Origin of the sequence: Amycolatopsis sp. SID8362, from assembly GCF_010550475.1 — a bacterium.
GTDB lineage: Bacteria > Actinomycetota > Actinomycetes > Mycobacteriales > Pseudonocardiaceae > Amycolatopsis > Amycolatopsis eburnea.
Genome location: NZ_JAAGNB010001560.1, coordinates 1 through 5,977, shown reverse-complemented (window position 1 = coordinate 5,977; position 5,977 = coordinate 1). Strand labels below are relative to the sequence as shown.

At 73.6% G+C, this 5,977-nt stretch carries 11 protein-coding genes; 6 read left to right on the top strand and 5 right to left on the bottom strand.

Annotation, left to right across the window (positions count from 1 at the left end; genetic code table 11):
- Both G3I65_RS48360 and G3I65_RS48355 read left to right on the top strand, forming a co-directional pair.
- The coding region (locus G3I65_RS48360) for a GNAT family N-acetyltransferase (RefSeq protein ID WP_160702258.1) at positions 1–226 on the top strand (226 nt) is incomplete at its 5' end.
- Positions 226–1,125, top strand: coding sequence for an NAD-dependent protein deacetylase (locus G3I65_RS48355; RefSeq protein WP_160702256.1), 900 nt, complete (start codon positions 226–228; stop codon positions 1,123–1,125). The genes G3I65_RS48360 and G3I65_RS48355, both read left to right, overlap by 1 nt.
- Here the strand turns inward: G3I65_RS48355 and G3I65_RS48350 are convergent.
- The 3 genes from G3I65_RS48350 to G3I65_RS48340 all read right to left on the bottom strand — a co-directional run bounded on the left by G3I65_RS48350 (position 1,073) and on the right by G3I65_RS48340 (position 3,250).
- Positions 1,073–1,663, bottom strand: a complete 591-nt coding sequence (locus G3I65_RS48350; RefSeq protein ID WP_160702254.1) for a TIGR03086 family metal-binding protein — start codon at positions 1,661–1,663, stop codon at positions 1,073–1,075. The genes G3I65_RS48355 and G3I65_RS48350 overlap by 53 nt on opposite strands.
- A 160-nt stretch (positions 1,664–1,823) precedes the next feature.
- A complete protein-coding gene (locus G3I65_RS48345) occupies positions 1,824–2,279 on the bottom strand; it encodes a group II truncated hemoglobin (RefSeq protein WP_160702252.1) in 456 nt (151 codons plus the stop codon).
- Positions 2,280–2,311: 32 nt separating this feature from the next.
- Positions 2,312–3,250, bottom strand: a complete 939-nt coding sequence (locus G3I65_RS48340) for an NAD(P)/FAD-dependent oxidoreductase (protein ID WP_160702250.1) — start codon at positions 3,248–3,250, stop codon at positions 2,312–2,314.
- A 77-nt stretch (positions 3,251–3,327) separates the two neighbouring features.
- Between G3I65_RS48340 and G3I65_RS48335 the strand changes: the two genes are divergently transcribed.
- Positions 3,328–3,912: a helix-turn-helix domain-containing protein gene (locus G3I65_RS48335; protein WP_160702248.1), complete on the top strand. Its 585-nt coding sequence runs from the start codon at positions 3,328–3,330 to the stop codon at positions 3,910–3,912.
- Here G3I65_RS48335 and G3I65_RS48330 read toward each other — a convergent pair.
- Positions 3,909–4,397 carry a GNAT family N-acetyltransferase gene (locus tag G3I65_RS48330; protein ID WP_160702246.1) on the bottom strand — a complete coding sequence of 163 codons (489 nt, stop codon included), beginning with the start codon at positions 4,395–4,397 and terminating at the stop codon, positions 3,909–3,911. The genes G3I65_RS48335 and G3I65_RS48330 overlap by 4 nt on opposite strands.
- An 18-nt stretch (positions 4,398–4,415) precedes the next feature.
- On the opposite strand from G3I65_RS48330, the gene G3I65_RS48325 reads away from it, so the two are divergent.
- Together G3I65_RS48325 and G3I65_RS48320 are read left to right on the top strand one after the other, a co-directional pair.
- Positions 4,416–5,015, top strand: coding sequence for a helix-turn-helix domain-containing protein (locus G3I65_RS48325; protein WP_160702244.1), 600 nt, complete (start codon positions 4,416–4,418; stop codon positions 5,013–5,015).
- 9 nt (positions 5,016–5,024) lie between these two features.
- Positions 5,025–5,285, top strand: a complete 261-nt coding sequence (locus G3I65_RS48320; protein ID WP_160702242.1) for a hypothetical protein — start codon at positions 5,025–5,027, stop codon at positions 5,283–5,285.
- Between the two features lies 1 nt (position 5,286).
- Here the strand turns inward: G3I65_RS48320 and G3I65_RS48315 are convergent, their stop codons facing one another.
- The gene (locus G3I65_RS48315) at positions 5,287–5,502 is read right to left on the bottom strand and encodes a hypothetical protein (protein ID WP_125307618.1); all 216 of its coding nucleotides are present in this window, start codon (positions 5,500–5,502) and stop codon (positions 5,287–5,289) included.
- A 133-nt stretch (positions 5,503–5,635) separates the two neighbouring features.
- Between G3I65_RS48315 and G3I65_RS48310 the strand changes: the two genes are divergently transcribed.
- Positions 5,636–5,977, top strand: a 342-nt coding sequence (locus tag G3I65_RS48310) for an MFS transporter (protein WP_160702240.1), incomplete at its 3' end; no start/stop codon positions are given.

The following is a 5,977-nucleotide window of genomic DNA, read 5'->3' as shown; positions in this document are numbered from 1 at the left end:
GTCGGCGCGCGGCCTCGGGCTGGGCCGGCGGCTGCTCGCCGAGCTGGAGGCGCACGCCGCCGCGCACGGCGTCCGGACGCTGCGGCTGGAGACCAACCGCGCGCTCACCGAGGCGATCGGGCTGTACCGCGCGGCCGGCTACCGGGAGGTCACGGCGTTCAACGACGAGCACTACGCCGATCACTGGTTCGAGAAGCACCTCGCCGGGCCACGTACGCTGGCTTAGTGCGGACCCGCCCCACCCTCTCCTGGACGTCGGCGGACGCGCCGCTGCCGCGGACGTCCAGCCTCGACGAGCTGACCGACGTCGTCGCGCGCGGCCGCGTCGCCGTGCTGAGCGGCGCCGGGCTGTCCACCGAGTCCGGGATCCCCGACTACCGCGGCGAAACCGGCAGCCTGCGCCGGCACACGCCGATGACCTACGACGAGTTCGTCACCAGCGCCGAGGGACGGCAACGGTACTGGGCGCGCAGCCACCTCGGCTGGCGCACGATCGCCCGCGCCGACCCCAACGACGGCCACCGCGCGGTGACCGCCCTGCGCGAAGGCGGGTACGTCGACGGCGTCATCACCCAGAACGTCGACGGCCTGCACCAGGCGGCGGGCACGGCGGACGCGATCGAGCTGCACGGCAGCCTCGACCGCGTGATCTGCCTCGGCTGCCGCCGCACGAGCCCGCGCGCGGAGCTGGACCGCCGGCTGCGTGCGGCGAACGCCGCCTTCGACGGCGCGGCCACCCGCATCAACCCCGATGGCGACGTCGAACTGCCCGACGACGTCGTCCGCCGCTTCACGACCGTGCCGTGCGCGGACTGCGTGTCCGGGGTGCTCAAGCCGGACGTGGTGTTCTTCGGCGAGAACGTCCCGCGCCCGCGCGTCGAGCAGTGCTACCGCCTGGTCGACGACGCCGAGGCGCTGCTGGTGCTCGGCTCGTCCCTGACGGTGATGTCCGGGCTCCGGTTCGTCCGCCACGCGGCGAAGGCGGGCAAGCCGGTGGTGATCGTCAACCGCGGCGAAACGCGCGGTGACCGCTACGCGTCCGTGCGCGTCGACCGTCCGCTCGGCGGGGCGCTCACCGAGCTGGCCGCCCGGCTGGGCTGCGCGGATCCCGGCCGAACCGCCTGAGCACCCGGTCCTGGCGCGCTTCGCCGGACTCCCCGGGCAGCGGCGCGGCGAAGACCCGCGAGTTCAGCTCGAGCCCCGCGAAAATGGCGTCGTGGTCCTCGTCGAGCCACGCGACGAGACCGGGGTCGAGGGTTTCGTCGCGGCCGAGGGCGCGGGCGAGGTCCCAGGTGTGCACGGTGCTGTCGGCCGTGCGGACCGCCAGTGCCCGCCGCCCGGTCAGCTCGCCCAGCGGGTAGTCGACGACCCGGTCCAGCACGCCGGACCCGGCTAACGCGTCCGCGCACGCCCGCACCGACTCGGTGAACGCCGTGACGGGGTCGGCCCCGAGCGCGTCGGCGTCGCGGGCGGCCAGGAACTCCTCGCGGGTCGCGCCGCCGAGGAGCCCGACGTAGTTGAGGTTCCCGCGGGTCATGTGGTTCACCAGCGCGCGCACGTCCCACTCGGTGCACGGGGTCGGCGCGTGCCAGCCGCCGGCCGGCACCGCGCGGAGGTGGTCTTCGAAACCCTTGCTGGCGAGCAGGTACCGGTCGAGGAGCATGGCCGCCAGTCTGGCCCGGGTCACTCCGCGGTGCTCGCGGGTTTCGGACGAAGTGGACGAGCCCGGTCCGGGTGGATGGGGGAACCCGCCCGGACCGGGCTCTGGCGACGGACCTCCACAGCCGGTCGTCGCCTGCAAGACGCGGCGGCGGCCCGCGGCGTTACAGCGAGACCAACCCGTTCCACGACCACTGCGGCATCGGCAGCTGAGCGGGGACGTCGACGGCCGGGCCGGGGTAGGTGAGCACCTCGGCCACCGCCCACTCCATGTAGGCCCGCAGCGCGGCGCGGAACTCCGGATCGGCGGGCAGGCCGGCGTCGTCCGCGGCCTGGACGAAGCAGCTCACGAACCGGCGGCCGAGGTCGCTCATGTCGCCGTTGCCGGCGTGCATCCGCAGCATCGAGGAGTGGTCGCTGCACTCCTGCGAGAACCGCGGCGGCCCGCCCATGACCTCGGCCCAGTACTGAGCCAGTCGCTCGACGTGCTGCGGATGCTGCCCGGGGTGCGAGAACGGGTGGTTCAGCTCCGGGTCGGCCAGGCAGCGCTCGTGGTGGGCGGCGGCCAGCGCGAGGAACGCGGGCTCGCCGCCGGCGAATTCGTAGAGGGTCGGACGCACCCGCCGAGCCTGGCACGCGCCGCTCCCGGAAGCTAGCGCGCGCCGGCGGCCGCGCGTTCGGCCATGGGGGAGAAGCCGCCGTAGGCCTCGACCGCCCGCTCGACGTCCTCGGTGACGAGGTCGTGGTTGAGCGCGCCCGCGGCGGCCGCGCCCTGTGCCGCGGCGATGATCACCGTCGCCCGCGCGTCGACGACGTTCCCCGCCGCCCACACGCCCGGCACGCTGGTCTTCCCGCTGGGGTCGACGTCGCCTTCGACGTAGCCGAGCCCGCGCAGCAGCTCGTCGTGCGGGACGGTCCGGGTGCGCAGGAACAGCGCCGTCCGCGGGACGAAGCGGTCGCCGAGCTCGATCCCGGTGAGCCGCCCGCCTGCGCGCCGCACCGCGGCGACGACGCCGTCGACGACCCGGATCCCGCGCGCGTCGAGCCGTTCGCGGTCCGCTTCGGACGGTGGCGCGGTGTGGGCGAAGTAGACGACGTCGGGCGACCACTGGCGCACCAGCAGCGCGTGCTCGACGCTCATCGGTTCGGTGCCGAGCACGCCGAGCGGCTGGTCGCGCACCTCGTAGCCGTGGCAGTACGGGCAGGTCACCGCGTCGGTGCCCCAGCTTTCGCGCAGCCCGGGCAGGCCCGGCAGGTCGTCGTGGACGCCGGTGGCGACCAGGACGCGCCGGGCGGTCAGCTCCCGCCCGCTCGCGAGCCGGGCGGTGAAGCCGGGCTCGAGCCGCGTGACGCTGTCTTCGAGGACGTCGACGCCGTAGCCGGCGAGTTCCGCGCGGCCGATCTCGAGCAGGTCGGACGGCGGCAGGCCGTCCCGGGAAAGGAAGCCGTGCATGTGCTCGGCCGGGGCGTTGCGCGGGGCCCGGGCGTCGACGACGGCGACCCGCCGCCGCGCGCGGCCCAGCATCAGGGCGGCGTTCAGGCCGGCGGCCCCGCCGCCCACCACCAGGACGTCATAGCTGTTTTCGGTCATGCCGCCACGATGAACCCGGACTCGCGAATCCGACAACTAATGTTGCCGTTTCCGGGACAAGCGGGTTTCCTGGAGGCATGACGGACGCGATCACCCAGGCACTGGCCGAAGTCGGGCCCCGGCTCAAGCGGGTCCGCACCCAGCGGCGGGTCACCCTGGCCGACCTCTCGACGGCGACGGGCATTTCGAAGAGCACGCTGTCCCGGCTGGAGTCCGGTCAGCGGAAGCCGAGCTTGGAGCTGCTGCTGCCGATCGCGCAGGCGCACCAGGTCCCGCTCGACGAGCTGGTGGGCGCCCCGGAGGTCGGCGACCCCCGCGTCCGGCTCACCGCCCGCCGCATCCCGCGCCACAACGGCGCGGCGATGACCGTCCTGCCGCTGACCCGCCAGCCCGGCGCGCCCCAGGCGTTCAAGATGATCCTGGAGCCGGAGACTGGCGAGCCCGATCCCCAGGTCCACGAGGGTTATGAGTGGCTGTACGTCCTTTCGGGACGGTTGCGGCTGGTCCTGGCCGACCGTGACATGGTCCTGGGCCCCGGCGAGGCGGCGGAGTTCGACACGCGCTTGCCGCACTGGTTCGGCGCGGTCGACCGGCCGGCGGAGATCCTCAGCCTGTTCGGCAAGCAGGGGGAGCGGCTCCACCTGCGGGCGAAGTCCCGTTAGCCCAGCTCGCGCTGCATCAGCAGGGTGTCGAGCCAGCGGTCCTGCTTGAACCCGACGCGCCGCAGCACGCCCGCGTCGGTGAAGCCGGCCGCGAGGTGGAGGTTCCGCGAGGCCGGGCTGCCGGAGTCGACGATCACCGCGATCGCCTGCCGCGCCCCGGCTTCGCCGCACCGCTTCAGCAGCTCGTCGAGCAGCCGGCGGCCGAGGCCGCGGCCGGTGGCGCCCGGCGCGAGGTAGATCGTCGTCTCCACCGAATGCCGGTACGCCGGCTTCGGGCGCCACGGCGCGGCCAGCGCGTAGCCGAGGACCTCGCCTTCGTCGGCGAGGACGAGGAAGGGCCACTCGCTTTCGCGGATCTTCACGCGCCACTGGTCCGCGGTGGGCGGCGTGGTCTCGAACGTGACGACCGAATCGGTCGCGTACGGCGCGAAGACGGCGGCGATACCTTCGGCGTCGGCGGCCGTCGCTTCCTCTATAGTGGACATGATCGCTATCATAGAGGAATGATTGATCCCGAGGTACTCGGCCGCCGCTTGCACGAACTCCGCGCCGACCGCGGGCTGTCGCTGACCGCGCTGGCCGGGACGGCGGGGGTCAGCGTCAGCATGCTGTCGGCCATCGAGCGCGGCGAGAAGACGCCGACGGTCGTGGTGCTGTCGCGGATCGCCGACGGCCTCCGCCTGTCGCTGTCCCGGCTGCTGGCCGACCTCGAAACCGACCGCGTGATCGTCCGCCGCGCCGCCGAGCAGGAGCATGTCGCCGAGCCGGGCGGCTGGCACCGCACGGTGCTCACCCCGGTCGTCCCCGGCGTCAACTTCGAGTGGATCCGCACGACCCTGCCGCCGCACTGCGACGCGGGCACGTTCCCCGCCTACGCGCCGGGGTCCCACGAGTTCGTCGCCGTCGAATCGGGGACGCTGCACCTGGGCGTCGGCGACGCGGAGTACGTCCTGGACGCGGGCGACTCGCTGTACTTCCCCGCCGACGCCCCGCATTCGTACGCGAACCGCGGGGAAGACCCGTGTGTGTACCACGTCGCGGCGCTGATCATGCGGTCCCGCGAAAACCGCGGTTCGCCGGTTTCCCGCGCGCCGCGCTGTTAACGTCCGCTGGTGCGGATTTGGTGCTGCGGAGTCGTCCTGGGTGCGGTTGTGCTGCTCGCGGCCTGTGCCGGCGGCGGATCGGGCACCGGGCGGCTGATCCCGCAGACCACCACGGCGACGCCGCCGACCACGAGCCTGCCCGCGACCACGGAGTCCCCGGTGACGACGACGGAGCCGACGTCGACGCAGACGCGGGCGCACACCCCGACGGCCACCACGAAGAAGACGACCACCCCGCGCCGCACCACCACCAAGCGGCGCCCGCGCTGAGTCAGCGCCCGCGCAGGCGGGGACGCGCCAGGCCGATCGCGGCCACGACGATCAACGCGACGGCCGCCACCGCGGCGATCACCGTCAGGACGGGCGCGCCCGTCTCCGCTCTGGTGAGCGTGAGGACGCTGGAGACGAGCAGAATCGCGCCCACGCCCAGGTAGAGCCAGCACAACGGGGCGGTGGTCGGGATGAAGTGCCAACGCCGTTCGGCCATCGAACCTCCTTGATCGACCTGCACCCCGGATCTGCCCCGATCGGGTGAGGCTCAAACCGGCGGGAATCCGCCGTGACCCCGAGCTGTCGCAAACCTGCCAGCCCGCGCGCGCCGATGTCGATCTACTGGCCGCATGAACTCTTCGCACCGGCTGGCGGTCCTGGCCGTGACCGTCGGCATCTTCGCCATCGTCACCACGGAAATCCTGCCGATCGGCCTGCTGACCCCGATCGCGGCCGCGTTCGGCGTCTCGGCCGGCACCGCGGGCTGGACGATGACGGTGCCCGGGCTCGTCGCCGCGGTCGCCGCGCCGGTCGTCACCGTCGCGATCGGACGCACCGACCGGCGGCTGGTCCTGGCCGCGCTGATGGTCCTGCTCGCCGTCGCCGGGTTCCTTGCCGCGGCCGCGCCCGCGTACTGGGTGCTGCTGGTCGCGCGGCTCCTGGTCGGCCTGGTCATCGGCGGGTTCTGGTCG